Consider the following 25,609-nt stretch of genomic DNA (forward strand, 5'->3'; position numbering starts at 1 on the left):
GCCCGAAACGGGCCGTGTTCAAGTCCTGGGGAGGACGCCGATGACCGACCATCTTCTCAAGCCGACCCGTCGTGTCCTGCTGGCCGGCGGCGCCGCCGCGATCGCCTCGCCCTTCGTGCTGCGCAAGGCGCAGGCGCAAGGGGCGTTCGACTGGAAGAAGTTCTCCGGCCAGACGATCGACGTGCTGCTGGTCAAGAACCCGCGCTCCGACCTGATGCAGGCGGCGGAGAAGGAGTTCACCGAGCTCACCGGCATCAAGGTCTCGGCCGAGCAGGTGCCGGAGCAGCAGCAGCGCCAGAAGGCGGTGATCGAATTCGCCTCGGGCAAGCCGAGCTTCGATGTCAGCGGCATCTCGCTGCATGTGCAGAAGCGCATGGCGGCCAAGGGCAAGTGGTTCGAGAACCTCGATCCCTACATCAAGAACGCGTCGCTGACCGCGCCGGATTTCGACTTCGCCGATTTCGGTGCCGGCCCGGTCGCCTATGCGCGCCAGGCCGACGGGGCGCTCGATACGATCCCGTTCTTCGTCGACTACTGGATGATCTACTACAACAAGGAGCTCTTCGACGCGAAGAAGGTCGCCTATCCCAAGACGATGGACGAGATGTTCACCGCCGCGCAGAAGCTGCATGACCCCGCGAAGGGCGTCGCCGGCTTCGTCTCGCGCGGCCTGAAGAACGCCAACGTCCCCGTCTGGACCTCGCTGATGCTCGGCCAGGGCATGGAGACGGTTTCGCCCGAGGGCAAGCTGCTCACCGATACGCCGGAAGCGATCTGGGCGGCGGAACTCTATCGCAAGCTCAACAAGGAGACCGGCCCGGTCGGGCAGGTCGGCTTCAACTGGAACGAGTGCCAGACCAGCTTCATGCAGGGCCGCGCCGCGATGTGGCTCGACGGCATCGGCTTCGCCACACCGCTGGAGGACCCGTCCAAGTCACGCATTGTCGGCAAGGTCGGCTACGGCGTGACGCCGCCGGGGCCGAAGGCGCATCACGCCGGCATGTTCGCCGACGGCATGGGCATTTCGCGCGGCTCCTCGAAGAAGGAGGCGGCCTGGCTCTATCTCCAGTTCATGACCAACAAGAAGAACCAGATCGCCATGCTCAAGGCCGGCGCCGGCGCGCCTGGCCGTTCCTCGGCCTATCTGGACACCGAGACGATCGCGAGTTCCAAGTTCGGCAAGCAGTATTTCGAGTGCCTGCTGGCCTCGGCCAAGATCGCGCGGGCCGGCCTGCCGCAGATCGTGCCGGTGACCGAGTTCCGCGACGTGTTCGGCGTGGGGCTCACCAACATGATCGGCGGGGCGGATGTCGCGGCCGAGCTCAAGAAAGCGACCGAAACCTTCGCGCCGGTTCTCGCCAAGAGCGAGCAGGGCTGAGGGCGCGAAGCGGGATCGTCATGGTCGGGCTTGTCCCGACCATCCGCGTCCTCCCGCGTCGCAGGCTGTGTTCAAGACGTGGATGCTCGCCACAAGGGCGAGCATGACGATGGGTTTCCAGTGAAGCAGACCGCATGACCAGCACGTCCCTGCCAGCCAGCATGCCGAGTACGACACAAGCGAGCGTGGCCGCGGCATCGGCGGATTTCACGCCGCGCTACTGGCTGTTCTCGCTGCCGGCGGTGCTGGTGATCGCGGCGGTGATCGTCTTCCCCTGGCTGTTCACGCTCTACATGTCCGGGCAGGACTGGAAGATCGGCGGCGGGGTGGAGTTCGTCGGCCTCGGCAACTTCGCCGAGCTGATGAAGGACCAGCGCTTCATCGAGTCGATGGGGCATACGCTCTACTTCACGGTGCTGGCGGTGGTCCTGCCGATCGTCTTCGGCACGGCGGCGGCGCTGGTCTTCCATCGCGAGTTTCCGATGCGGGGCGTGCTGCGCACGATCTTCGTCATGCCGATGATGGCGACACCGGTCGCGGTCGCGCTGGTCTGGACGATGATGTTCCACCCGCAGCTCGGCGTGCTCAACTACCTGCTCTCGCTCGTCGGCATCGGGCCTTCCGGCTGGGTCTACGAGTCGTCGACGGTGATTCCGACGCTGGTCCTGGTCGAGGTCTGGCACTGGACGCCGCTGGTCATGCTGATCGTGCTCGGCGGATTGGCCGGGCTGCCGCGAGAACCTTACGAGTCCGCGCTGATCGACGGCGCCAATGACTGGCATATGTTCCGGCACATCACGCTGCCGCTGGTCTGGCCCTTCATCATGGTCGCGATCGTGATCCGCACCATCGATGCGCTGAAGGCCTTCGATACGATCTTCGTGATCACGCAGGGCGGGCCGGGCACGGCGTCGGAGACGCTGAACATCTTCCTCTATCTGCAGGCCTTCCAGTTCTACAAGATCGGCTACGCCTCGGCCGTCGTGGTGATCTTCTTCGTCATCATCATCATGCTCTCGCTGCTGCTGCTCTATGCGCGGCAGAAGTCGAAGTGGAACGCGTGATGAACCGCGCGCTCAAGAAATTCGGCTTCTGGGCCTCGGTCTTCGTGCTGGTCTCGCCGGCGGTGCTGGTCTTCCTCTGGATGATCTCGCTGTCGCTGAAGAACGAGCTCGACAACACCGCCTTCCCGCCGGTCTTCATCCCCGATCCGCCGACGCTGAAGAACTATGTCGACGTCTTCGCGCAGAACAATTTCGGGCTCTACCTCTGGAATTCGATCCTGGTCACCGGCGGGGCGGTTCTGCTCGGCTTGCTGGTCGGCGTGCCCGCCGGCTACGGCATCGCGCGCGGCAAGGCGCATAAATTCGCGGTGCTGATCCTGGTCGCACGGATGACGCCAGCGCTTTCCTACCTGATCCCGCTCTTCCTGCTCTTTCAGATCACGGGATTGGTGGGTTCCATTACGGCGCTGGTCATCACCCATCTCGTCATCACCATCCCGATCATCGTCTGGATCATGATCGGGTATTTCGAGAACGTGCCGATGGAGCTGGAGGATGCCTCGCGCATCGACGGCGCCACGACCTGGCAGGCCTTCCGCCATGTCGCACTGCCGCTGGCGAAACCGGGCATCGTCGTCGGCGGCATCCTCGCCTTCATCTTCTCCTGGAACAACTTCATCTTCTCGGTGGTGCTCGGCGGCAAGGCGAGCCGGACGCTGCCCTCGGCCGTCTACAATTCCCTGACCTTCGAGCAGATCTCCTGGGGGCCGCTCGCTGCCGCGGCGCTGCTGGTGACGCTGCCCGTGCTGCTCGTCACCGTCATTGCCCAGCGCCAGATCGTTGCCGGGCTCTCTGCCGGAGGCCTCAAGGACGGCTAGAGACAAGTCCGCCGGACCGCTTGCGGGCGGCTCTGTCTTCATTCTAACATGTCAGTCAACATTCAGCCCTGAAAGCCCTCTCAAATGGCCACCCAAAAGACCCGCTTCGGCCTCTCCTGCGCGATCACCACCCCGATGCGGGAGGGCGGCAGCGTCGACCTCCCGCGTCTCGTCCATCACGCCCGCCATGTGCTGGCCGAGGGCTGCGATTCCGTCACGCTGTTCGGTACGACGGGCGAGGGCGCGGCGCTGGGCCTGCCGGCGCGGACCGCGATGATGGGCGCGCTGATCGGAGCGGGAATCGACCCGGCCAGGCAGATCTATGCGGGCATCGCGGCGGCCTCAATGAACGAGGCGGTGGAGCAGGCCCGCATCGCGCTCGATGCCGGGGCGAAGGGGTTGCTGGTCGCGCCGCCCTTCTACTTCAAGGGCGTCAGCGACGAGGGGCTCTATGTCTGGTTCTCGCAGTTCTTCGAGAAGCTCGGCGCCTCCGCCCGCAATGTCGTGGTCTATCACATCCCCTCGGTGACGGCGGTCGATATCAGCGTCGGGCTGGTGCAGCGGCTCAAGACCGCGTTCCCCGGCCTCGTCATCGGCGTGAAGGACTCCTCGGGCAGCTATGCCAATACCGAGGCGCTGCTGAAGGCGCATGGCGAACTCGCCATCCTCGTCGGCGACGAGCGCCAGCTCGCCAAGGCGGTCCGCAACGGGGCCGAGGGCTCGATCTGCGGCCTCGCCAATCTGGTTCCCGGCCTGCTGCGCCCGATGGTCTATGAGGGCAAGGACAGCCCGGTGGTGAATGCGCTGGTCGACGAGATCTGCTCGCATCCGGTGCTGGCGGCGGTGAAGGCGCTGGTCGGCCATATCCATGGCGATGAGGGCTATGGCGCGATGCGCCCGCCGCTGGAAGCGCTGGACGCAGGCACCCGCAAGCGGCTCTTTGCCGCCTTCGATTCGATCAAGCAGGCCAAGGCTGCCTGACAGGGATGCCGGAAGGAGGGATCGTGAGCGAGCCGGAGCAGGAACCGCGTGAAGGCGAACCGCTGAAGCTGAGGGAGCGCGCCTATGCCTCCTTCACCGAGCGATTGCTGGCGCGCGAGATCAAGCCCGGCCAGTTCGTGACCCAGCGCGAGCTCGTCGCGATGACCGGGTTTCCGCTCGGCGCCATCCGCGAGCTGGTGCCGCGACTGGAGGCTGAGGGGCTGATCAAGACCGTGCCGCAGCGCGGCATGCAGGTCGCCCATGTCGATCTCAACCTGATCCGCAACGCCTTCCAGTTCCGGCTCTTCCTGGAAAGGGAGGCGACGGCGCTCTACACGCAGAACGCGACGGATGAGGAGATCGCCGAGCAGCGCGCCCGCCACGAGGCGATCATCGCGCGGGCGGAAGCCGGCGGCGACGAGCGGCTGATCGAGGATGCCGAGGATGTCGACCGCCTGATGCACGAGGCGATCATCGACCATCTCGACAACGACATCGTCAGCCAGGCCTTCCGCGTGACCTGGCTCAAGATCAGGCTGATCCGCCAATACGAGACGCGCATCCAGAACCACATCCTGGTGCCGGTGATGCAGGACCATCTCAAGATCATCGCCGCGATCGAGAGTCGCGACCCGGAACGGGCATCGGACGAAATGAGCATCCATATCGGCAACGCTCGCGCCAGGGCGATGCAGTACTGACGACTTAAGGACGACCACGCAGCACAGCATGACGACGAGCCGGAAAACCGGCCGCATGGGAGGGAAGCGATGATGACCAGACTGACGAAACGCAGCTTGCTCCAGGGTTCCGCCGCTGTCGGCGCGACGGTGTTCATGCCGGCGGTCGCAAGGGCACAGGCGACGGTGCTGCGCTGGGGCGAGATGCTGCCGGCGACGCATCCGCAGGTGCAGATGGTCGAGCGCATCGCCAAGCAGGTGAAGGAGAAGACCTCGGGCCGCGTCGATATCCAGTCCTTCCCGGCCGGCCAGCTCGGCTCCGGCAAGGACATGATGGAATCGGTTTCCTCGGGCGCGCTGACCATGACGACCGATGGCGCGGCGGCGCTGGGCTCCTTCCTGCCGCAGCTCTCGGTGGTGGAAGCGCCCTATCTCTGGCGCGACGCGGCCCATATGTCGAAGGTCGCCAAGGCGCCGGTGTTCACGCAGATGAATGCCGAGCTCGAGAAGAAGCGCGGCATGCGCATGATGGCGGTGACCTATTACGGCAAGCGCCACCTGACGACCGGATCGAAGGCGGTGAAGAGCGCGGCTGATGTCGCGGGACTGAAGCTGCGCGTGCCGCCGGTCGACACCTTCCGCGCCATGGTCGAAGCCTGGGGCGCCAAGGCGACGCCGGTCAATTTCAACGAGCTCTATCTCGCGCTCAGCCAGGGCGCCGTCGACGGGCAGGAGAACCCGCTGCCGACGATCCACAGCGCCAAGCTGCAGGAGGTTCAGAAGCACCTGATCCTGACCGGACACATCATCACGCCACGGCTCGTCATCGTGAACAGCGATTTCTGGAAGGGGCTGAAGGACGCCGACCGGACCGAGGTGGAAGCCGCGATCGCCGATGGCGTCGCCTGGCAGGACGCGGAGCTGACCAGCCAGGAAAACAGCCTCGTCGCGACGCTGAAGGCGGGCGGCATGACCGTGACCGAGCCCGATCTGGAAAGCTTCTCCAAGCCTGTGCTGGCGAGCCTGCCTAAGCAGTTCGAGAGCAAATGGGGCAAGGGCACCTGGGACGCGCTGGCGGCGCTGTAAGGCACTGCCAGTGGCGGAACCGCTTCGTCATGGTCGGGCTCGTCCCGACCATCCACGTCTTCATTCCCGACGGGTTGCGCTCGAGACGTGGATGCTCGCCACAAGGGCGAACATGACGGCGCGAGCCGCACATATGTGCCCTCCCGTTCATCCGAGCATCAGGACATGGCTGGTCATCCGATGAAATCCCTCGCCGCATTGGCGGACCGGCTGGTCTACTGGGCCGCGGTCGTGCTCCTGCTGACGCTGCTCGCCGTCGTGGTGCTCGGCGTGTTCTTCCGCCAGATCAACCAGCCGCTGGCCTGGTCGGACGAGCTGGCGCAGTACCTGTTGGTCTGGACCGGCTTCGTCGGCTGGATCATCGCGGCGCGGCGGCGTTCGCATATCCGCATCATGGTCTTCGCTCAGCGCCTGCCGCGCCCGGTGCAGGCGGCACTGGAGATCGCGACGCAAGCCTCGGTGATCGTCTTCGCTGCCGTGCTGCTACGTTACTCCTGGGGCCTGATCGAGCGGACCTGGGACGTGGAATCGATCGCGCTGCCGGTCAGCTCGGCGGCGCTCTACATCGTCATGCCCTTCGCCGCGCTGGCGCTGATCCTGCAGGCGCTGGCCGAGATCGGCGACGTGCTGGCCGGGCGCAAGGTCGAGGTCGCGGAACCAGGAGCGCAGGCGCTATGACCACGCTGATGCTGCAGATCCTGCCGGTCTGGTTCCTGGCCCTGATGATCGGCGTGCCGCTCTTCGTCTCGATGGGGCTCGCGGCCGTCGCCTTCGTCTTCCTCGGCGGCTTCCCGCTCGGCATCGTGCCGCAGAAGATCGCGCAATCCGCCAATTCCTTCCCGCTGCTGGCGGCGCCGCTGTTCATCCTGATGGGCAACATCATGAACTCGGCGGGGATCACCGACCGGATCTTCGGCTTCGCCACGGCCTGCGTCGGCTTCATGCGCGGCGGGCTCTGCCATGCCAATATCCTCGCCAGCGTGATCTTTGCGGGCATGTCGGGCTCGGCCGTGGCGGATGCCGGCGGCGTCGGCACGCTCGAGATCAAGGCGATGCGGGACGAGGGCTACGATGCCGAGACGGCGGCCGCGATCACGGCGGCTTCCGCGACGATCGGGCCGATCATCCCGCCCTCGCTGCCGATGGTGATCTATGGCGTCACCGCCGATGTCTCGATCGGCGGGCTGTTCATCGCCGGCATCATTCCCGGCCTGCTGATGGCGGGCGCGCTGATGGCGATGGTCGTCTACATCGCCCGGAAGCGTGACCTGCCGCGCCATCCGTTCCCCGGGTTCCGCCAGCTCTGGGTCGCCTACAGGGAGGCGCACTGGGCGCTGATGACGCCGGTCATCCTGTTCGGCGGCATGATGGGCGGCATCTTCACGCCGACCGAGGCGGCGGCGGTGGCGACCGCCTATGCCCTCGTGCTCGGCCTCTTCGTCTATCGCAGCTTCTCGCTGAAGACCCTGCCGGAGCTCGTGGTCCAGACCGTCGAAACCACCGGTGTCGTGCTGGCGCTGGTGATGGCGGCGGCGGCGCTCGGCTGGTGCCTGTCGATCTCGCGGATTCCGCAGGTGGTCGGGCCGGCGCTGGTCGAGCTTGCCGGCAGCCCGATCGTCTACCTCTTGATCGTCAACCTGCTGCTGCTCTTCGTCGGCTGCTTCATGGAGGCGCTGGCGGCGATGCTGATCCTGATCCCGATCCTGACGCCAGCGGCGGCACAGTTCGGCATCGATCCGATCCAGTTCGGGCTGATCTTCGTGCTCAACCTGATGATCGGCACGATCACGCCGCCCGTTGGCGTGGTGCTGTTCGTGACCTCGAAGGTGGCGAACATCTCCTTCGAGGCGATGTCGCGGGCGATCGTGCCCTGGCTGGCGCCGCTGATCGCGGTCCTGATCGCGATCACGCTCTGGCCGCCGCTGACGACCTGGCTGCCGCAATTGATCATGGGGCGCTGACGGGGAGGCTTGTTCCTGGCAGGGCGTGTCAGCAATGCGCCCGGGCCGGGTTCGCCATCCGGGAGCGATCGCCTAGACTGGCGCCGATGCGCGAGATCGGCGACCTCACCCGGCAATTCATCCATCTGTGGCGCTTCGGCTGGCCGATGCTCCTTTGCGTCGCTGCCGGCGGGGCGCTGGTCACGGACCTCCTGATGCCGCTGGCGGTGAAGGCGGGCTTTGCTAACGCGCTCGCCGGCTTCGTCGTGCTCTCGGCGATCGTGCTGGTGAGGCTCATCACGGTCGTCGCCATGTTCCTGTCGCTGCGCCCGGCGATGCCGGCGGTGGCCGCGCTGTTTCCGGTGAAGCCGCGCGCAGGAGCTGCCGACATCGCGGCGAAGGACCCGGACTGGCTCGGCGTGGTCGCGATCGCGATCATTCCCTTCTTCGCCTATTACGCGGCCTGGGGTTTTCTCGGCGACACGGTGCGGGATTACTCGCTGCTGGCGCTGGAGATGGCCGATCTCGGCCAGAAAGTGTCGCTGTTCGACGTCCCGGCGACGCTCTGGCTCGGCATCGCGGTCGCGCTCGCCTTCGCGGTGCGCAGGCTGGCGAAATTGATGCAGACGCGCAGCTCGCGCCCGGCCTGGCAATTCGTCATCGTGCTCTGCGACGCCAACTGGATCTTCGTCGGCCTCTATGCGCTCGCGGGGTGGAAGAATGCGGCTTGGGCCTGGATCGGCACAGGTGGGCCGCTGCCCTATCTGATCCGGGCGCGCGACCTTCTTCTCGGGCTGATCGGCAAGGCGCAGGCGGCGACGCCCGTCGCGGTCGATCTCGCGCCGCCTTCCTTGCAGAGCAGCGCGCAGGGGCTTTTCCTCTATGCCCTGCTGCCGCTGGTCTGGCTCCTGATGGCGGCGGTGATCTACGGCTTCGACATGAAGGACGCGGCGGCGCTGAGTGGCCACCGGCGCACCGCGGCGGCCTTGTCGCGCTATGGGCGACTGCCGAAATTCCTGCGCGAGTTCCTCGACCATTTCGTCGCCGGCTACCGCTCCCGCTACCTGCCGATCGCCAACAGTGTGCGGCTCGCCTTCGGGGCAGGGCTCGCGGTGCTGATCGGCTTCGTCCTGCTCTATCGCGTCATCGGCTGGGCGGCGGCCTGGGGCTGGATCGGCCTCGCGCATCTGATCGGGCCGCAGGAGCTGCCGGCCTGGCAGGCGCTGGCCAGCATCATCGCCTTCTTCCTGGGCGGTCCCAGCGACATCCGCGGCGGTATCCTCGTCGAGGCGCTGCGCATCTGCCTTATCGCGGCCGTGGTGGAGCAGGCATCGGCAAAGCGGGTCGAGGCGCTCAGTGCGTCCGCGCAAAGCGAAGGTAGCGCGGCCGCGACGCCGGCAGGCTGATCGTGACATCGGCCGTCGCGAAGGCCGATGTCGGCAGGATGAAGCTCTCGGTGATCGCGACGGTCGAGCCGGTAACCGGCTTGCCGAGGAAGGCGGGACCGCAGGTCTTGCCCTCGTCCTTCTCGCGGCTGAGAACGCGCCTCGCCTCGCTCGGCGCCAGGAAGGCGGGCTGCCAGCGCCGGCCGTCCGGGGCGAGCAAGGCGATGCGACAGGGCGGCTGCGCAACGCTCTCCGCATCCAGCACCTTCGCCTCGAGGCGCAGCAGCGCGACGGTAGAGCCATTCGGCCGTTCGGCGATGCGCTGGAGGCTGACGATGCGCCATTCGGCGCCGGCGAAGGGAGCTGGCCGGTCGAACGGCGAGGTCTGCGCGACGAGATCGCTGGCTCCGGCCCAGGCCGAGACGGTCTTGCGCGCCTGCACGAACAAGGCCAGGGGCAGGACGATCGGCAGTGCCCAGAGGCAGCGCCTGCGCCAGTTCGGCGGCGGCTTCGCCGCGGGTTCGGCTACGGTCGCGTCCGTCATGTCAGCGTTTCCAGGTCGAGGGTTTCGGCCTGCTCGATACGCTCGTCGGGGATCGTGATGCGCAATTGCGTGTCGAGGCGCGGCCAGCGCGACATCGAGACGAGCAGGGCGCCATTGCGCGCCGCGTCGCGGCCGATCTCGAAGATCAGCAGGCCCCGCTGTGGCAGGCCGGGTTCGAGGCGCCTGCCGCGCAGGAAGCCACGGAACGACTCGGCCCGCTCGCTTGCCTCGAAGCGCAGGCCGGACGCCGCCAGCCAGGTTGCGCCGCTGAGTGCCGTGGTGGCGGGGGTGCCCTCGACCTCCACGACGGCCACGGCCCAGAGCCCGCCGGTGTCACGGTCGTAGCTGCGGCCGAAGGCTTGCCAGCGCAGGCGCTCCGCCAGGACGACCTTTTCGACGCGCAGGGTGAAGCCGCGGGCATTTGTGGTCGTGCCGGCGACGCCGTGCTGCGTGATCGGGCCGGTGATCTCGCTATAGCCCGGCGTGGTCTGCTGCAGGGCGAAGAGGAGCAGCGCCGCGACGGCGAGCGCGGTGACGCGGGCGAGGGCGCGGATCATGAGCCGCCGCCTTCCGTTCGCAGCGGCAAGGTGATCGCGGCGACGGGCTTCCGATTGAACCAGCCTGGCGCGGCGAGGAGATTGTCGCGCGGCTTGAAGGTCTCGCCGGTGACGACGACGCGGATGGCTTCAGGCGCCGGGGCAGCTTCCGGCAGGTCCCAGACCATGCGGATGCGCTCCGGCAGGCCAGGCTGCAGGGCGCCGAGGATGGCGCCGTCGCGCAGCAGATAAGCAGTCGGCAAAGGCGAAAGGCCAGCGATCGGCGGATCGAAGCTCAGGATGCGGGCAATCGCGTTGCTGCTCTCCGAACTTCGGTTCATCAGGTCGAGATCAACGCTGAGCGCCTTCGTGCCGGGCCGTCCGCGATAGCCGTCGGGGCGCGGGGCGCTGCTCAATCCGGCCTCGCGAATGACGAGTTGCCAGCGCCCGGCCTCGATGGGCTGCCCGGCCTGCGCAGCCGGAAGATTGGCGGGTGGCATCGCCTCGCGCAGGGTCTGGGCGGTGGTCAGCCCAAGCGCCAGCAAGCCGCCGATGCCGATCGTCAGCTTCGACGCGAAGGATCGCCGCAGGCTTGCGAAAGCCGTGGTCGCCATGGGCCGGTTGCTCGTCTCCGCTCCGGTCGGAGCGGGAAGATCACCCGATTCTGTGACCGGAATCCGGCAGGAGCGGTTCGGTGGGCCGGAATCAGTGGCTTTCGGGTTCGCCACCGTTGTCGAGATAGCGGCTCACGGGGATGACGATCTCCTCGTCGAGCGTGCCGATCGCGGCCTCGTCCTTGTCCTTGTAGGGGATCGCACGCAGGACGTGCCGGATGGCGTTCAGTCGGGCGCGGAGCTTGTCGTTGCTGCGCACGACATGCCAGGGCGCGGCTTTGGTCGAGGTCCGGGAGAGCATCTCGTCGAAGGCGCGGGAATAGTCGTCGAAGCGCGGGACCGACTCGAAATCGATCGGCGAGAGCTTCCAGCGCTTGAGCGGGTCGTGCCAACGGGCGTGCAGGCGAGTCATCTGCATCTCGCGGCCGATGGTCAGGAAAAGCTTGATCAGGCGGATGCCGTCACGGGCGAGCATGCCCTCGAAGGCGGGGGCCTCATCGAGGAAATGCTCGGTCTCCTCCGGCTTGCAGAAACCCATGACGCGCTCGACGCCGGCGCGGTTGTACCAGGAGCGGTCGAAGAACACGATCTCGCCGGCTGTCGGCATCTGCGCGGCATAGCGCTGGAAATACCACTGGCCCTTCTCCGTATCGGAGGGCTTGGACAGGGCGACGATGCGGGCCTGGCGCGGATTGAGATGCTGGGTGAAGCGGGCGATGGTGCCACCCTTGCCGGCGCCGTCGCGGCCCTCGAAGACGATGACGATGCGCTCGCCATGCTTGCTCGCCCAGCGCGTCAGCTTCTGCAATTCGATCTGCAGCGGTTCCATCTCGCGGTTGTAGCGCTTGCGCTTCATCCGCTTGCCATAGGGGTAATTGCCGCTGTGATAGGCGGCGTCGATGATGGCTTCCGGCAGGCTGTCGGCCTCGATGTCGAAGCCCTTCGGCTTTTTGGATCTGGTGCGGGTTTTGGCTGGTTTGCCGTGCTCCTCCGACGGAGCGACGACAGATTCCTTCGCGCCCGGATCCGAGATTTTCTTGGCCATCGTCCTGTTCTCCGCTTTGGATCAGCCTAGCCGGCTAGCTCGCGGAAGGGAATTGACGCCCGCCGCTGTTCCGCTCAGGAAGAGGCCCCGTCGGCATCCGCCGTCTGTCTCCGGGCTTTGCATGGTCAATCTTTCCGCTTCCAATGCCGCGCTGGTGCGGGACGTGGTCGAGGCGCTCGGCGCGCCGGCCGTGCTGCTCGACGGGCAGGGTGTGGCGCAGGCGCTGAGCCCGGCCATGCAGGCGCTGATCCCGGGGCTGGCGGCCGGCAAGCTCCTGGCGCTGGTGCTGCGCGATCCCGACCTCAACGACGCGATCGAGCAGGTCGCGATCGAGGGGGGCGCCAAGACCATCGAGCTCATCGAGCGCGTGCCGGTGGAGCGGACCTTCCGCATCCATATCGCCGCGCTGCGCGACAGCGGTCTGCGCCATGCGACGCTGCTCACCTTCCAGGATTTGAGCGAACAGCGCGTGATCGAGCGCATGCGCGTCGATTTCGTCGCCAATGCCAGCCATGAACTGCGCACGCCGCTGGCTTCGCTGCTCGGCTTCGTCGAGACCTTGCAAGGCCCGGCGCGCAACGATGAGCGGGCGCGCGAGCGCTTTCTCGGGATCATGCGCGAGCAGGGTCTGCGCATGGCCAGGCTGGTCGACGACCTGCTCTCGCTGTCGCGGATCGAGCAGCGCGCCCATGTCGCGCCGGATACCCCGGTCGATCTGGCGGGTATCGCCCGCGAGATCGTGGATTCGCTGACGCTGATGGCCCGCGAGCGACAGGTCGCCTTGGTGCTGAAGACGCCGCGCGAGGCGTTGCAGGTGCCGGGCGATCGCGACGAATTGCTGCGCCTGATGGAAAACCTCGTCGAGAACGCCATCAAATACGGCAAGCCGGGCGGGGAGGTCGCGGTCACCGTCGACGCCGGCGAGAGCGAGGCGAGTTTCAGCGTGCGCGACGACGGGCCGGGTATCGCGCCGGAGCACCTGCCGCGCCTGACCGAGCGCTTCTATCGGGTCGACACCGCGGCCAGCCGCGAAGCGGGCGGCACCGGGCTGGGGCTTGCGATCGTCAAGCACATCGTGCTGCGCCATCGCGGCCGGCTGACGATCGAGAGCAAGTCGGGTGAGGGGGCGACCTTCCGGGCGATCCTGCCGCGCTTCGAGGCGGGGCGCACCAACGGCTGATCCGTGCATGACAGCCATTCATGACAGCTTTCATGACGAACTGTCATTTGGCTGTCATACAGAGGGTGTTCTGACAGGGTCGCTGCAAACAGCGATCAGATGAGGACTTCTCACATGCGCAAGATTCTTGTTCTCGCGGCCGTTGCCGTCGGGATCGCCGGTTCCGCCCAGGCCGCCGACATCACCGGTGCCGGCGCGACCTTCCCCTTCCCGATCTATGCGAAGTGGGCCGAGGCCTACAAGAAAGAGACGGGTATCGGCCTGAACTACCAGTCGATCGGCTCGGGTGGCGGTATCCGCCAGATCAAGGCCAAGACCGTCGCCTTCGGCGCCACCGACGCCCCGCTGAAGGGCGCAGACCTGACCAAGGACGGCCTGATCCAGTTCCCGACCGTGATGGGCGGCGTCGTGCCGGCCGTGAACATCGCCGGCGTCGAGCCCGGCAAGCTCAAGCTCTCGGGCGAGATCATCGCCCAGATCTATCTGGGCGACATCAAGAAGTGGAACGACCCGAAGATCGTCGCGCTCAATGCCGGCGTCACCCTGCCGGACGCGAACATCAACCCGGTCTACCGCTCGGACGGCTCGGGCACGACCTTCGTGTTCACCGACTACCTCTCCAAGGCCTCGGCTGAGTGGAAGTCGAAGATCGGCGCCAACCAGTCGGTCCAGTGGCCGGTCGGCATCGGCGGCAAGGGCAACGAGGGCGTCTCGGCCTCGGTCAAGCAGGTCGCCAACTCGATCGGCTATGTCGAGTATGCCTATGCCAAGCAGAACAAGCTCTCCCACGCCCTGGTGAAGAATGCCGACGGCAACTTCCCGGCGCCGGAAGAGAAGGCCTTCCAGGCCGCCGCCGCCAATGCCAACTGGAACGAGCAGCCGGGCTTCGGCATCTCGCTCAACAACCAGAAGGGCGCGGATGCCTGGCCGATCACCTCGGCGACCTTCATCCTGGTCTATGCCAAGCCGGAGAAGCCGGAAGAGACGCAGGCCGCTCTGAAATTCTTCGACTGGGTCTACAAGAACGGCGACAAGCTCGCGAGCGAGCTCGACTACGTCGCCCTGCCGACGAACGTGAAGGACCAAGTCCGCAACGCCTGGAAGGGCGTGACCGACACGGCCGGCAAGCCGATCTTCTGATCGCTGCCATCGACAAGGCGAGGCGGGGTTCGACCCGCCTTGCCGCACTCTTCAAGCCCTCATCCTGAGGAGTCCTGTTCGGGCGCTCCTCAGGATGAGGGCTGGGATCGGGCGGACCCTCCGACGATCCCGGCCATGCCACCGGAGCCTTCGCGGATGACCGCAGCAACCGACATGACGAGCATTCCCGGCGCGACGCCGATCGTGCGGAAGACGCCGAAGGCGACCTTCGATGCCATCTTCCGCAATGCCAGCTTCGGTGCGGCGCTGCTGGTGCTGGTGCTGCTCGCCGGCATCATGGTCTCGATGGTCATCGGCGGCTGGCCGGCCTTCCGCGAATTCGGTCTCGGTTTCATCACCTCCAGCGTCTGGGATACCCAGAACGAACAATACGGCGCCTGGCCGGCGATCGTCGGCACGCTCTCGACGGCGCTGATCGCGCTGGTGATCGGCGTGCCGCTCTCGCTGGGCATCGCGGTCTACCTGACCCAGCTCGCCCCGGCCTGGTTCAAGAAGCCGGTCGCGACCGCGATCGAGCTGCTCGCGGCCGTGCCCTCGATCATCTACGGCATGTGGGGCCTGTTCGTCTTCGTGCCGCTCTTCGCGGCTTATGTGCAGATCCCGCTCTCGAACATCGTCGAGGGCCTTCCGATCGTCGGCACCGTGCTCTACTCGCGCTCGCCTTCGGGATTGGGCATCTTCACGGCGGGCATCATCCTCGCCTTCATGATCATCCCCTTCATCGCCTCGATCACCCGCGACATGCTGGAGCAGATCCCCTCGGTGCTGCGCGAGAGCGCCTATGGCATCGGGGCGACGACCTGGGAGGTCGTGCGCCATGTGCTGGTGCCGCAGGCCGGCGTCTCGATCATCGGCGCGGTCATGCTCGGCCTCGGCCGCGCCCTCGGCGAGACGATGGCGGTGACCTTCGTCGTCGGTAACGCCAACCGGCTTTCGGCCTCGATGTTCGACCCGGGTTCCACCATCGCCTCGCGCATCGCCAACGAGTTCAACGAGGCGCTGGGGCTGCAGCTCAACGCGCTGATCGCGCTGGGCTGCATCCTGTTCTTCGTCACCTTCGTCGTCCTCGTCATCGCGCGGCTGCTGGTCGCCCGCGTCAAGCGCTACTGAGGCCCCCCATGACCATGACGACCACGCCTCGCGAACTGCCGCATCAGCCCTGGGGCCGCGTGCGCCAGTCCCGTCGCACCGCCGATCGGCTGATGAAGATCATCGCCACCGGCTTCACCTTCATCGCCATCTTCGTGCTGTTCTGGATCCTCGGCATGCTCGTGGTGAAGGGCATCGGCGGGCTTTCGCTCGCCACCTTCACCGCGGTCACGCCCGGCCCCGGCACGGAAGGCGGCGGCCTCGCCAATGCCATCGTCGGCTCCTTCGTGCTGACCTTCCTCGGCATCGCCATCGCCACGCCGATCGGCGTGCTCGCCGGGACCTGGCTCGCGGAATACGGCCGCGGCTCGCAGCTCGCCAACCTGATCCGCTTCATCAACGACATCCTGCTCTCGGCGCCGTCGATCCTGATCGGCCTGTTCGTCTACGTCATCCTGGTGGAGCCGTTCCGCGGCTATTCCGGCTGGGCCGGCGGCGTCGCGCTCGGCATCATCGCGATCCCGGTCATCGTGCGCACCACCGAGGACATGCTGAACCTCGTGCCCGGCCCCTTGCGCGAGGCTGGCGCCGCGCTCGGCGCGCCGCCTTCCGTCGTGATCACCTCGGTGACCTGGCGCGCGGCCAAGGCCGGCATGGTCACCGGCATCTTGCTGGCGCTCGCCCGCATCGCCGGCGAGACGGCGCCGCTGCTCTTCACCGCGCTCAACAACAATTTCTGGTTCTCGCCGACGCTCACCGGCGGCGTCTCCAACCTGCCGGTAACGATCTACCAGTTCGCCTCCGCCCCTTACGAGAACTGGCAGCAGCTCGCCTGGGCCGGCTCGCTCATCATCACCGTCTCGATCCTCGTGCTCTCGATCGTTGCCCGGCGCATCGTCGCCGGCAGCAAGTGAGCCTGAAACCAACCCGGTCGCGACCGACCTTGAGGACCTAAGTCGATGCTTTCGACCCTTGAACTCTCCCCCCAGTCGCTCGATGCCGAGGCGCCCGTCCGGATCGCGGTGAAGAACCTCGATTTCTACTACGGCGAGCACAAGGTGCTGAAGAACATCAATCTCGACTTCCGTGATCGCCACGTCACGGCGCTGATCGGCCCGTCCGGCTGCGGCAAGTCGACCCTGCTGCGCATCTTCAACCGCATCTACTCGCTCTATCCGGAGCAGCGCGCGGAAGGGCAGATCATGCTCGACGGCCGCAACATCATCTCGAACGACGTCGATGTGAACGAATTGCGCTCGCGCGTCGGCATGGTCTTCCAGAAGCCGACGCCGTTCCCGATGTCGATCTACGACAACGTCGCCTTCGGCATCCGCCTCTACGAGAAGCCGCCGAAATCCGAGCTCGACGACCGTGTCGAGGGCGCGCTGCGCCGCGCCGCGCTCTGGGACGAGGTCAAGGACAAGCTGAAGAGCTCCGGCATGGGCCTCTCCGGCGGCCAGCAGCAGCGCCTCTGCATCGCGCGCACCATCGCGCAGAAGCCTGAGGTGATCCTGTTCGACGAGCCGACCTCGGCGCTCGACCCGATCTCGACCGGCAAGATCGAGGACCTGCTGGAGCAGCTCAAGAGCGATTTCACCATCGCCATCGTCACGCACAACATGCAGCAGGCGGCGCGCATCTCGCAGTACACGGCGTTCATGTATCTCGGCGAGGTCATCGAGTTCGCGCCGACCAACACGATCTTCATGAACCCGGCCAAGAAGCAGACCCAGGACTACGTCACCGGCCGTTTCGGCTAAGCGGCATTTTTGTTTCGCATCGGCTTGCCCGAAAACCGGTTTCCACTTTTCGGGCCGATGCGCCTGAGGAACACGCAATGACCGACCACATCGTCCGCTCCTACGACACCGATCTCGAAGGCATCCGCCGCAGCCTCGCTGAAATGGGCGGCATGGCCGAGCGCATGCTGGGCGACTCGACCGTCGCGCTCGTTCGTCGCGACACCGCGCTCGCTCAGAAGATCATCTCAGCCGACCAGCGCCTCGACAATCTCCAGCGCGAGGTCGAGGAAAAGGCCGTGCTCACCATCGCCCGGCGCCAGCCCCTGGCGCAGGACCTGCGCGAGCTGATCTCGGCGATCCGCCTCGCCTCCGACATTGAGCGCGTCGGCGATCTCGCCAAGAACATCGCCAAGCGCGCCGTCGCCATCGCCGGGCAGTTCCAGCCGCCGCATCGTGCGGTCGTCGGTCTCGAGCATATCAGCCGCCTCGTGCAGGCCCAGCTCAAGGACGTGCTCGACGCCTATGCCGCGACCAACGAGCAGAAGGCGCTCGAGGTCTGGAAGCGTGACGACGAGATCGACGCGCTCTACACCTCGCTGTTCCGCGAACTCCTGACCTATATGATGGAGGACCCGCGCAATATCACCTTCTGCACGCATCTGCTGTTCTGCGCCAAGAATATCGAGCGCATCGGCGACCACACCACCAATATCGCCGAGACGATCCATTACCTCGTCACCGGCGATTCCCTCGACGTGAACCGGCCGAAGCTCGACACGACCAATATCGAGGTCGAAGCGGTGACGGGAAACTGAGGTCAAAGCCATCATGGCCGCACGTATCCTGATCGTCGAGGACGAGGAGCCGCTCACCCTGCTGCTGCGCTACAACCTCGAAGCCGAGGGCTTCGAGGTCGACAGCGTCGCGCGCGGGGATGACGCCGAGCTGCATCTGCGCGATTCCACGCCCGATCTGGTCCTGCTCGACTGGATGCTGCCGGGTCTCTCCGGCATCGAGCTCTGCCGGCGCCTGCGCTCGCGCCGCGACACCGAGCGCGTGCCGATCATCATGCTGACGGCGCGCGGCGAGGAGACCGAGCGCGTGCGCGGGCTTGCGACCGGCGCCGACGACTATGTCGTGAAGCCGTTCTCGCTGCCGGAGCTGATCGCCCGCATCCAGGCGCTTCTTCGCAGAGCGAAGCCTGGCCATGTCGCAGGGTTGCTCGCGGCCGGCGATCTCGAACTCGACCGCACGACGCGCCGCGTCCGGCGCGCCGGGAGCGAACTGCATCTCGGCCCGACCGAGTTCCGCCTGCTCGAGTTCCTGATGCAGGCGCCGGGCCGGGTCTATTCGCGCGCCCAGCTCCTCGACGCCGTCTGGGGCCGCGACGTCTATATCGACGAGCGCACGGTCGACGTCCATGTCGGGCGGCTGCGCAAGGCGATCACGCCGGGCGACGCCAAGGACCCGCTGCGCACCGTGCGCGGCGCGGGTTACGCCTTCGACGAGACCTTCGCGCGCAGCGGAGCCGCGTAAGCCTCAGGCGTTCGGGCCGCCCTCGATATCGCCGGCCCAGGTCAGGGCCTTGTCATAGTCCTCGGGCTTGAAGGCGCGGACCTTGACGAAGGGGATCGCCGGGTCGAGCAGATCGACGAAGCCGGCGAGCCAGCCCTTGTCGGTGATCACGGCCTCCTTGGGGAAGCGCCTGAGCTCCCAGAGCTTGCCGAGGCTGTAGCGCGCGTCCTTCCAGGCCGCGGCCAGCGTCATGTCGGTGAAATCGGTCATGTCGGCGAGGATGCCGAGCTTCTCGTGACGTTCGAGCCGGGCGTCGATATCGGCCATGATGGCGTCGAGATCGTCAGCCGTGAGCGTCTGCGACAGCCGATAGGCTGCGACATGGTCCGGGGCGGGCAGAATGGTGAGCATGGCTCCTCCTCCTCGGGTGACAACGCGCAGGCGAGGGGGAGGTTTCGCCGGGTCCGGTCAGGCCGAAGGGGGCGGCGCGCGCGTCGCTGCGTCGAAGCTCTCGGCCTCGGCCCGCAGCCAGGCGATGAAGGCATCCAGCCCCGGCCGCGGCGGCTGGTCGAGCGGTCGCGTCAGCCAGCAGCCGATGGCGCTGGTGAAGCCGAGCCCCAGCGGATTGACGAGCGCGCCGGAGGCAAGCTCGTCGGCGACGTAGCAGCGTGGCGCCAGCGCAAGGCCTAGACCGGCGACGGCGGCGCTGGTGATCACGGAATAATAGCCGTAGCGCACGGTATGCTCCGGCACTGCGCCGCGCAGATCATGCGCTTCGGTGAACTCGGCCCAGAAGGTCGGCATCTGATAGTGCTGCAGCAGGGTCATCTTCTGGATATCGGCCGCGCGGCGGAAACCGCCCATCCGCTCGATCAGGCTGGGCGCCGCGACGAGCGCGACATCGCGGCCGAAGAGGAAATGCGCCTCCTTTCCAGGCCAGGGCGGGACGCCATGGGCGATCTCGATATCCGGCTCTTCCGTCTCGCTCTCGCTGACGTAATTGGTGAACTGCACGTCGACGCCGGGATGAGCCTCGGCGAAGGCCGGAAAGCGCGCCATCAGCCAGCGCTCGCCGGCGATCGCGACCATGTGCAGGCGGATCGGCCGGGCGATGGCGTTGCGCTCGGCGAGACGCCGCGCGCCGCGTTCCATCTGCTCCAGCGCGGCTTCCGCATAGGGCAGGTAGATCGCGCCGGCTTCGGTGAGCTTGAGGCCGAGCGGGCTGCGGTCGAACAGCACCGTGCCGAGATGATGCTCCAGCGAGAGGATCTGCTTGGACACCGCGCTCTGGGTCAGGTTGACCGCGAGAGCGGCGCGGGCCGTCGAGCCCAGCCTTGCGACGGTCGCGAACGCCCTCAGCGCCGCGGCTGACGGGGGTGGCCGGCTGGCCGCCATGGGGTATTCCTTTTTGGACTATCTCGGCGGAGATCGTTTCGTTTGCCGGCCTCTCGGTCAAGAGGCCATTCTTCCCTGACGGGAGGAACGAGATCATGAACCAGACGACCCGACTCTGGGGCGGGCGCTTCCGCAAGCCGCCGGACCCGCGGCTGATGAAGCTGTCGAGCGCCGCCGGCGAGCACGCAAGGCTGGTGCCGCAGGATGTCGCGGGCGGCAAGGCGCATGCGGCCGAACTCGGTCGCGCCGGCCTGCTGACTGCCGAGGAACTCCAGGCCATCCTGACCGCGCTCGACGGGATCGCCCGCGACACGGTCGCGGGGCGGATCGCGCCCGGTCCCGATGACGAGGACGTCCATACCTTCATCGAGCGCATCCTGACCGAGCGCGTCGGCTCGACCGGCGCCAAGCTCCGCGCCGGACGCTCGCGCAACGACCAGGCGGCGAACAACCTGAAGCTCTACCTGCGGAGCAAGTCGCGCACGCTCGCCGGCATGCTGGCGGAGTTGCTGGCTGCGATCGCCGATCAGGCGGAGGAGCATGCGGCCTCGGTCTGCCCCGGCTTCACCCATCTCCAGAGCGCGCAGCCCGTCACCTTCGGCCATTGGCTGATGGCGCATGGCCAGGTGCTGATGCGCGATGCCTCGCGCCTGACCGACTGGGAAAATCGCTCCGGCCAGTCCCCGCTCGGGGCGGCGGCGCTCGCCGGTTCGGCGATTACGCTCAATCCGGAGCTCAGCGCCAAGGCACTCGGCTATGACGGGCCATTCGAGAATTCGGTCGATGCGGTCGGCGCGCGCGACCATGTCGCGGAGTTCCTGTTCGTCGCGGCGATGCTGGCGACGAACCTGTCGCGCCTTGCCGAAGAGGTGACGCTGTGGACCTCCCGGCAATTCGCCTGGGTGACGCTGGACGATGCCTTCGCGACCGGCTCGTCGATCATGCCGCAGAAGAAGAACCCGGATATCGCCGAGATCTCGCGCGGTCGGGCGTCACGGCTGACCGGCGACCTCGTCACCATGCTCGGCGCGATGAAGGGTTTGCCGCTGTCCTATAATCGCGACCTCGCGGAGGACAAGCGCACGGGCTTCGACGCCGTCGACGTGCTCGAAGACGTGCTGCCGGCCTTCGCCGGGCTGATCGCCAGCATGAGCGCCGATGTCGCGACGATGCGGGCCCAGGCCGGCTCCGGCTTCGCGCTGGCGACAGAGGTGGCCGATCATCTCGCCCGCAACGGCGTGCCCTTCGCCGAGGCGCATGAGATCACCGGCGCGCTGGTGCGCTATTGCGAGGAGATGGGCCGCGAGCTTGAATCGCTCGACGCCGTCGATCTTCGCGCCGTCGATCCGCGGCTCGATGCCGGCGTTCTCGACCATTTGACGCTCGATGCCGCGGTCGCGGCGCGCAGCGGCCATGGCGGCACGGCGCCCGAGCGGGTGCGCGAGCAGATCGCGCGCTTCCGTGGCAAGCTCGCCAGTCTTGAAGCCTGGAGCCGGGAGACGGGTCGATGAGCGACGCAACCTCGCCGATCAGCAGCCGCGACCTCGCTGCGATCGCCCGTCTCAGGATCGTGCCGCGGCGCTTCTACGGCCGCTGGGTCGCTTCCGCGCTGATCCTGGCTGTCCTCGCCTGGATCGTGATGGCCTTCGTCGAGGGGGACATCGCCTGGCCTGTGGTGCGGCAGTTCTTCACCGCGCCGGCGATCATCGCCGGTCTCGGCAACACGCTGATCATGACGGTCTGCGCGATGACGCTGGGCATCGTGCTCGGCGTGATCTTCGCGATCATGTACATGTCGCCGAACCCGGTGCTGCGCAGCGCGGCGTTGTTCTATATCTGGTTCTTCCGCGGCACGCCGCTGCTGCTGCAGCTCCTGATCTGGTTCAACCTGGCGCTGGTCTTCCCGACCATCGGCATCCCCGGCCTGTTCTCCTGGCGCACGATCGACATCATCGGGCCATTCATGGCGACGCTGCTCGGGCTCGGCATGAACCAGGGCGCCTATACCGCGGAGGTGGTGCGTGGCGGCATCCTCTCCGTCGATACCGGGCAGACCGAGGCCGCCAAGGCGATCGGCATGACCCGGCTGACGACCTTGCGCCGGATCGTGCTGCCGCAGGCGATGCGCGTCATCATCCCGCCGGTCGGCAACGAGGTGATCAGCATGGTCAAGCTGACCTCGGTCGCGAGCGTGATCCAGTATGCCGAGATCCTGCGCAACGCGCAGACGATCTACTACGCCAATGCGCGGGTCATCGAGTTGCTGATCGTCGCGGCCGGCTGGTACCTGCTCGTGGTGACGATCCTGCAGATCGGACAGTATTTCCTCGAACGCCACTTTTCGAAGGGGCGGGGAGGGCGGCGCACCAAGCGCGCCGCGGTGCAGGAGGAAACGGCATGAGCACGGCGGAGAACCCGGCGAAGGCCGATAGCGCGATCGTCACGATCGCCAATGTCAGCAAGATCTTCGGCGAGCTGAAGGCGCTGAACAACGTCTCGCTCTCGATCGAGCCCGGCACGGTGCAATGCATCATCGGGCCGTCCGGCTCGGGCAAGTCGACGCTGCTGCGCTGCATCAACCAGCTCGAGAAGATCGACAAGGGCGCCATCCGCGTCGATGGCGAGCTGATCGGCTATCGCCGCGTCGGCGACGAACTGCACGAGCTGACCGATGTCGAGATCGCGCGTCAGCGCCTCGTCACTGGCATGGTGTTCCAGCGCTTCAACCTGTTCAACCACATGACGGCGCTGCAGAACATCATCGAGGGGCCGCTCACCGTGCTGAAGCAGCCGCGCAAGCAGATCGTCGCGGAGGCGACGGCGCTGCTGGAGCGCGTCGGCCTCGCCGACAAGCGCGACGCCTATCCGAGCGAGCTCTCGGGCGGGCAGCAGCAGCGCGTCGCCATCGCCCGGGCGCTGGCGATGAAGCCGAAGCTGATGCTGTTCGACGAGCCGACCTCGGCGCTCGATCCCGAGCTCGTCGGCGAGGTGCTGAACGTGATGCGCGATCTCGCGGCGTCCGGCATGACCATGATCGTCGTCACGCATGAACTCGGCTTCGCCCGCGAAGTGGCTGGCGACGTCGTCTTCATGGACAAGGGCGAGATCGTCGAGCAGGGGCCGCCGCAGACCGTGCTCGTCGCGCCTAGCCAGGCGCGCACGCGCGACTTCATCGCCGCCGTCCTGAAGTGACGGCGGCTGGATCAGTTCACTAGAGGGAGAGACCACATGCTTCGTTTGACCATCGCTGCCGCGCTGCTCGCCGGCACCGCGCTTGCCGCGCAGGCCCAGGCCCTGCCGGACCGCATCAAGACCGCCGGCAAAATCGTGATCGCGACCCAGCCGAACTATCCGCCGATCGCCTTCAAGGATGTCGCGACCAACCAGCTCTCGGGCTTCGACATCGAGCTGGGCGAAGCCATCGCCAAGGAACTCGGCGTCAAGGTCGAGTGGCAGGAGACCGCCTTCGCTCAGATGCTGCCTTCGCTGCAGACCGGCCGCGTCGACGCCGTCATGGCGGGGATGAGCGATCTGCCGGCGCGGCGCGAGACCGCCGACTTCATCGACTACATGGATTCCGGCGCGCAGTTCTACACGGTCACCGCCTTCAAGGACACGATCAAGACCCCCGAGGACCTGTGCGGCAAGAGCGTCGGCGCCAGCCGCGCGACCAACTGGCCGCGCCAGATCGGTGAGTGGAGCGAGGCGAACTGCGTCGCCAAGGGCAAGCCGGCGATCAACGTCGTCGGCACCGAGGGTTCGGTCGACGCGCGCACCCAGCTCAAGACGCAGCGCCTGCAGGGCGGCGTCCAGGGCAGCGAGACGATGAGCCATTTCCAGAAGCTCGAGCCGAACACCTATATCGCGCTCGGCAAGCCCTTCACCCATTCGCTGGCCGGCATCCCCTTCGCCAAGACGGCGGAAGGCACGCAGCTGCGCGACGCGGTCAAGGGTGCGCTCGACCGGCTGCAGGCGAACGGCACCTATGACAAGCTGATCGAGAAGTACGGCCTCGCCAATAATGCGGTGAAGCCGGTCTCGATCAACCAGGGCAAGTAAGCCCTGCTTCCCGCTCCTCGTCATTGCGAGGAGCGTAGCGACGAAGCAATCCAGGGGCCGCCGGCCTGAACGGGTCGAGCCGGTCCCCTGGATTGCTTCGCTTCGCTCGCAATGACGATGTGTTCCCGGCGCGCGAGGTTCGCTCCGTGGGCTTGCGATGACGGCAGGGCTGCCGTAACCCGGTCAGGTCTTTTCCGGATCGCCAGCGCCCGCCGTCATGTCAGCCTCGATCACCGACCGTTATGCCGCCCTGGTCGAGGCGGGCGCCATCGAGCGCGATCCCGCGCAGGTCGCGGTGGTCAAGAAGCTCGAGGCCTTGTCCGCGACGCTCGCCGCCCGCCGCCTCGCCCGCAAGGGCAGCGCGCTCGGCTGGCTCTTCGGCAAGAAGCCGGACACGGCGTCCGCACCGAAGGGGCTCTATGTCTGGGGCTCGGTCGGCCGCGGCAAGACCATGCTGATGGACATGTTCTTCGAGGCCGCGCCGGTGAAGCGCAAGCGCCGCGTGCATTTCCACGAGTTCCTGGCCGACGTCCATGGCCGCATCAACGCCTATCGCCAGAAGATCAAGAGCGGCGAGGTCAAGGAAGGCGATCCGATCGCGCCTGTTGCGGCGGATCTCGCCGATGAGGCCTATCTGCTCTGCTTCGATGAGTTCACCGTCACTGACATCGCCGATGCGATGATCCTCGGGCGGCTGTTCACGGCGCTATTTGCAGCGGGCGTCGTGGTGGTCGCTACCTCGAATGTCGAGCCGTCGCGGCTTTACGAGGGAGGGCTCAACCGGGCGCTGTTCCTGCCCTTCATCGAATTGCTGCAGACCAGGGTCGAGGTGCTCAAGCTCGATGCGCGCACCGATTTCCGGCTGGAGAAGCTCGGCGGCGCGCCGGTCTATCATGTGCCCGCCGACGAGAAGGCGAAGGCTGCGCTCGATGCTGCCTTCAAGGCCTTGTCCGGTATGGCGCAGGGGCAGCGCACTGTTTTGAACGTGCAGGGGCACGATCTCGTCCTGCCGCAGGCCGCCGCCAGCGTGGCGCGGGCGGGCTTCGCCGATCTCTGCGCCCAGGCCTACGGCGCTTCGGATTACATCGCCCTGGCGCAGCGCTTCCATACGCTGGTGCTCGACGACATCCCGATCCTTGATTTCGACCGGCGCAACGAGGCCAAGCGCTTCATCATCCTGATCGACACGCTCTACGAGCATCATGTGAAGCTCGTCGCTTCGGCGGCGGCCGAGCCGCATGAGCTTTATCGCGCGAGCAAGGGGCGCGAGGCCTTCGAGTTCGACCGCACGGTCTCCCGCCTGATCGAGATGCGCTCCGAGGAATATCTCGCGATGCCGCATGGCCGGCCGGATTCGACGGCGAGCGGCGATACGACAGGGCTGGTGGAGACCTGAC

General features: G+C 66.7%; 27 protein-coding genes. 21 read left to right on the forward strand and 6 right to left on the reverse strand.

The genetic code is table 11. From position 1 onward, the window contains the following. Positions 1 to 40: 40 nt before the first annotated feature. The 9 genes from BLQ70_RS10875 (at position 41) to BLQ70_RS10915 (ending at position 9,353) form a co-directional block, all read left to right on the forward strand. Positions 41 to 1,378 (forward strand): ABC transporter substrate-binding protein, encoded by a 1,338-nt coding sequence (locus BLQ70_RS10875; protein ID WP_091856971.1) that lies wholly within the window; start codon positions 41 to 43, stop codon positions 1,376 to 1,378. Positions 1,379 to 1,512: 134 nt separating this feature from the next. Continuing rightward, positions 1,513 to 2,442, forward strand: a complete 930-nt coding sequence (locus BLQ70_RS10880; protein WP_061970010.1) for a carbohydrate ABC transporter permease — start codon at positions 1,513 to 1,515, stop codon at positions 2,440 to 2,442. Further along, positions 2,442 to 3,260 (forward strand): carbohydrate ABC transporter permease, encoded by an 819-nt coding sequence (locus BLQ70_RS10885; protein WP_082617579.1) that lies wholly within the window; start codon positions 2,442 to 2,444, stop codon positions 3,258 to 3,260. Before BLQ70_RS10880 ends, BLQ70_RS10885 begins: the two co-directional genes overlap by 1 nt. A gap of 84 nt (positions 3,261 to 3,344) precedes the next feature. Beyond that, a complete protein-coding gene (locus BLQ70_RS10890) occupies positions 3,345 to 4,241 on the forward strand; it encodes a dihydrodipicolinate synthase family protein (RefSeq protein ID WP_091856972.1) in 897 nt (298 codons plus the stop codon). 5 nt (positions 4,242 to 4,246) lie between these two features. Further along, entirely contained in the window at positions 4,247 to 4,942 is a 696-nt protein-coding gene (locus BLQ70_RS10895) for a GntR family transcriptional regulator (protein WP_061970005.1), read from the forward strand. Positions 4,943 to 5,014: 72 nt separating this feature from the next. Next, positions 5,015 to 6,007 carry a sialic acid TRAP transporter substrate-binding protein SiaP gene (locus BLQ70_RS10900; RefSeq protein WP_091857142.1) on the forward strand — a complete coding sequence of 331 codons (993 nt, stop codon included), beginning with the start codon at positions 5,015 to 5,017 and terminating at the stop codon, positions 6,005 to 6,007. Between the two features lie 165 nt (positions 6,008 to 6,172). Continuing rightward, positions 6,173 to 6,685, forward strand: coding sequence for a TRAP transporter small permease (locus BLQ70_RS10905; RefSeq protein ID WP_244511980.1), 513 nt, complete (start codon positions 6,173 to 6,175; stop codon positions 6,683 to 6,685). Beyond that, the gene (locus tag BLQ70_RS10910) at positions 6,682 to 7,968 is read left to right on the forward strand and encodes a TRAP transporter large permease (protein ID WP_061970000.1); all 1,287 of its coding nucleotides are present in this window, start codon (positions 6,682 to 6,684) and stop codon (positions 7,966 to 7,968) included. Before BLQ70_RS10905 ends, BLQ70_RS10910 begins: the two co-directional genes overlap by 4 nt. Positions 7,969 to 8,054: 86 nt before the next feature. Continuing rightward, positions 8,055 to 9,353 (forward strand): hypothetical protein, encoded by a 1,299-nt coding sequence (locus BLQ70_RS10915; protein ID WP_091856973.1) that lies wholly within the window; start codon positions 8,055 to 8,057, stop codon positions 9,351 to 9,353. On the opposite strand, the gene BLQ70_RS10920 is transcribed toward BLQ70_RS10915, so the two are convergent. The 4 genes from BLQ70_RS10920 to ppk2 form a co-directional block, all read right to left on the reverse strand. Beyond that, the gene (locus tag BLQ70_RS10920; protein ID WP_091856974.1) at positions 9,301 to 9,876 is read right to left on the reverse strand and encodes a hypothetical protein; all 576 of its coding nucleotides are present in this window, start codon (positions 9,874 to 9,876) and stop codon (positions 9,301 to 9,303) included. The genes BLQ70_RS10915 and BLQ70_RS10920 overlap by 53 nt on opposite strands. After that, positions 9,873 to 10,433: a hypothetical protein gene (locus BLQ70_RS10925; protein WP_091856975.1), complete on the reverse strand. Its 561-nt coding sequence runs from the start codon at positions 10,431 to 10,433 to the stop codon at positions 9,873 to 9,875. The genes BLQ70_RS10920 and BLQ70_RS10925 overlap by 4 nt, the downstream gene beginning before the upstream one ends. Next, a complete protein-coding gene (locus tag BLQ70_RS10930; RefSeq protein WP_091856976.1) occupies positions 10,430 to 11,026 on the reverse strand; it encodes a hypothetical protein in 597 nt (198 codons plus the stop codon). Before BLQ70_RS10930 ends, BLQ70_RS10925 begins: the two co-directional genes overlap by 4 nt. Positions 11,027 to 11,117: 91 nt before the next feature. After that, positions 11,118 to 12,071: a polyphosphate kinase 2 gene (ppk2, locus tag BLQ70_RS10935; RefSeq protein ID WP_091856977.1), complete on the reverse strand. Its 954-nt coding sequence runs from the start codon at positions 12,069 to 12,071 to the stop codon at positions 11,118 to 11,120. 121 nt (positions 12,072 to 12,192) lie between these two features. On the opposite strand from ppk2, the gene BLQ70_RS10940 reads away from it, so the two are divergent. The 7 genes from BLQ70_RS10940 to phoB all read left to right on the forward strand — a co-directional run bounded on the left by BLQ70_RS10940 (position 12,193) and on the right by phoB (position 18,779). Next, positions 12,193 to 13,251 (forward strand): ATP-binding protein, encoded by a 1,059-nt coding sequence (locus tag BLQ70_RS10940; RefSeq protein ID WP_091856978.1) that lies wholly within the window; start codon positions 12,193 to 12,195, stop codon positions 13,249 to 13,251. Between the two features lie 114 nt (positions 13,252 to 13,365). Beyond that, positions 13,366 to 14,391: a phosphate ABC transporter substrate-binding protein PstS gene (pstS, locus tag BLQ70_RS10945; RefSeq protein WP_061969988.1), complete on the forward strand. Its 1,026-nt coding sequence runs from the start codon at positions 13,366 to 13,368 to the stop codon at positions 14,389 to 14,391. Between the two features lie 156 nt (positions 14,392 to 14,547). Then, on the forward strand, positions 14,548 to 15,522 hold the full coding sequence (pstC, locus tag BLQ70_RS10950) for a phosphate ABC transporter permease subunit PstC (protein ID WP_061969987.1): 975 nt from the start codon (positions 14,548 to 14,550) through the stop codon (positions 15,520 to 15,522). Between the two features lie 8 nt (positions 15,523 to 15,530). Then, entirely contained in the window at positions 15,531 to 16,415 is an 885-nt protein-coding gene (gene pstA, locus BLQ70_RS10955) for a phosphate ABC transporter permease PstA (RefSeq protein ID WP_091856979.1), read from the forward strand. A gap of 45 nt (positions 16,416 to 16,460) precedes the next feature. Next, complete coding sequence (gene pstB, locus BLQ70_RS10960; protein ID WP_091856980.1) at positions 16,461 to 17,261, forward strand: phosphate ABC transporter ATP-binding protein PstB; 801 nt, start codon at positions 16,461 to 16,463, stop codon at positions 17,259 to 17,261. A gap of 77 nt (positions 17,262 to 17,338) precedes the next feature. Then, positions 17,339 to 18,058, forward strand: coding sequence for a phosphate signaling complex protein PhoU (gene phoU / locus BLQ70_RS10965; protein WP_091856981.1), 720 nt, complete (start codon positions 17,339 to 17,341; stop codon positions 18,056 to 18,058). Between the two features lie 13 nt (positions 18,059 to 18,071). Continuing rightward, on the forward strand, positions 18,072 to 18,779 hold the full coding sequence (gene phoB, locus BLQ70_RS10970) for a phosphate regulon transcriptional regulator PhoB (RefSeq protein WP_061969982.1): 708 nt from the start codon (positions 18,072 to 18,074) through the stop codon (positions 18,777 to 18,779). 3 nt (positions 18,780 to 18,782) lie between these two features. Here phoB and BLQ70_RS10975 read toward each other — a convergent pair whose 3' ends face one another. Both BLQ70_RS10975 and BLQ70_RS10980 read right to left on the reverse strand, forming a co-directional pair. Further along, entirely contained in the window at positions 18,783 to 19,169 is a 387-nt protein-coding gene (locus tag BLQ70_RS10975) for a SpoIIAA family protein (protein ID WP_091856982.1), read from the reverse strand. Positions 19,170 to 19,226: 57 nt separating this feature from the next. Beyond that, entirely contained in the window at positions 19,227 to 20,153 is a 927-nt protein-coding gene (locus BLQ70_RS10980) for a LysR family transcriptional regulator (protein ID WP_091856983.1), read from the reverse strand. A 95-nt stretch (positions 20,154 to 20,248) separates the two neighbouring features. Between BLQ70_RS10980 and argH the strand changes: the two genes are divergently transcribed. From argH to zapE, 5 genes are all read left to right on the forward strand, one after another. Beyond that, positions 20,249 to 21,664, forward strand: a complete 1,416-nt coding sequence (argH, locus tag BLQ70_RS10985; RefSeq protein ID WP_091856984.1) for an argininosuccinate lyase — start codon at positions 20,249 to 20,251, stop codon at positions 21,662 to 21,664. After that, entirely contained in the window at positions 21,661 to 22,554 is an 894-nt protein-coding gene (locus tag BLQ70_RS10990) for an amino acid ABC transporter permease (protein WP_091856985.1), read from the forward strand. Before argH ends, BLQ70_RS10990 begins: the two co-directional genes overlap by 4 nt. Continuing rightward, positions 22,551 to 23,345, forward strand: a complete 795-nt coding sequence (locus tag BLQ70_RS10995) for an amino acid ABC transporter ATP-binding protein (protein WP_091856986.1) — start codon at positions 22,551 to 22,553, stop codon at positions 23,343 to 23,345. The genes BLQ70_RS10990 and BLQ70_RS10995 overlap by 4 nt, the downstream gene beginning before the upstream one ends. Before the next feature lie 36 nt (positions 23,346 to 23,381). Next, positions 23,382 to 24,212: an ABC transporter substrate-binding protein gene (locus BLQ70_RS11000; protein ID WP_091856987.1), complete on the forward strand. Its 831-nt coding sequence runs from the start codon at positions 23,382 to 23,384 to the stop codon at positions 24,210 to 24,212. Between the two features lie 217 nt (positions 24,213 to 24,429). Further along, positions 24,430 to 25,608, forward strand: coding sequence for a cell division protein ZapE (gene zapE / locus BLQ70_RS11005; protein WP_091856988.1), 1,179 nt, complete (start codon positions 24,430 to 24,432; stop codon positions 25,606 to 25,608). The last annotated feature ends 1 nt before the right edge of the window (position 25,609 follow it).

Origin of the sequence: Allobosea robiniae (assembly GCF_900102525.1) — a bacterium.
Taxonomy (GTDB): domain Bacteria; phylum Pseudomonadota; class Alphaproteobacteria; order Rhizobiales; family Beijerinckiaceae; genus Allobosea; species Allobosea robiniae.